We start from the raw sequence: 1156 nt of genomic DNA on the forward strand, positions 1-1156 counted from the left end.
TCATCAAGCCCTCCGATGGCCCGGTTGAGCATTTCTACATCGTCAAACAAGGCCGTGTCGTCGGTGAACGCCCGCACACCGCCAAGGGTGGCACCGAAACCACCTTCGAAATCGCCACCGGCGAGTGCTTCCCCCTCGCCGCACTGCTGGGTGAGCGCGCGACTCGCACCGAACACCTCGCCGCCGAAGACACCTTCTGCCTGCAGCTGAACAAGCTGGCGTTCATCAAACTGTTCGCGCTTTCCAGCACCTTTCGCGACTTTGCCCTGCGCGGCGTCAGCAGCTTGCTGGATCAGGTCAACCAGCAAGTCCAGCAAAAAGCCGTGGAAACCCTCGGCACTCAGTATTCACTGAACACGCGCCTGGGCGAATTGGCCATGCGCCACCCGGTGACTTGCAGCCCGGCGACGCCGCTGCGTGAAGCGGTGACGCTGATGCACGAGCAACAAGTCGGCAGCATCGTCGTGGTCGATGAGCACAAAGCCCCACTTGGGATTTTCACCCTGCGCGACCTGCGCCATGTTGTAGCTGACGGCATTAACGACTTCAACGAAGCCATCGAAAGGCACATGACCCGGGCGCCGTTTTTCCTGACGCCGGACCACAGCGCTTTCGACGCGGCCATCGCCATGACTGAGCGACACATAGCCCACGTGTGCCTGGTGAAAGATCAGCGCCTGTGCGGCGTGGTCTCGGAGCGGGACCTGTTTTCCCTGCAACGGGTTGATCTGGTGCACCTGGCGCGGACGATCCGCAATGCCCCGCGCGTGGAAAACCTGGTGTTGCTGCGCGGCGAGATCGGCCAACTGGTTGAACGCATGCTGGCGCATGGCGCGTCGTCGACACAGATCACTCACATCATCACCCTGCTCAACGACCACACCGTGTGCCGGGTAATCGAACTGACTCTGGCCGAGAAAGGCGACCCCGGTGTGCCGTTCAGCTGGCTGTGCTTCGGCAGCGAAGGTCGTCGCGAGCAGACGCTGCACACCGATCAGGACAATGGCATTTTGTTCGAGGCCCGGGACGCTGCGCATGCGGCAGAGATACGCGGCAAGCTGTTGCCAATTGCCCAGCAGATCAACCATAGCCTGGCGCTATGCGGCTTCAYGCTGTGCAAGGGCAACATCATGGCGGGCAACCCGGAGCTGTGCTT

At 61.6% G+C, this 1156-nt stretch carries 1 protein-coding gene; it reads left to right on the forward strand.

All coding sequences use genetic code 11. The annotated features are described in order from the left end of the window. Positions 1-1156 (forward strand): DUF294 nucleotidyltransferase-like domain-containing protein (locus tag AC1DRJ_RS28805; protein WP_477805128.1); only part of this gene is annotated, 1156 nt, incomplete at both ends.

It is taken from the genome of Pseudomonas sp. P5_B2 (assembly GCF_056400445.1).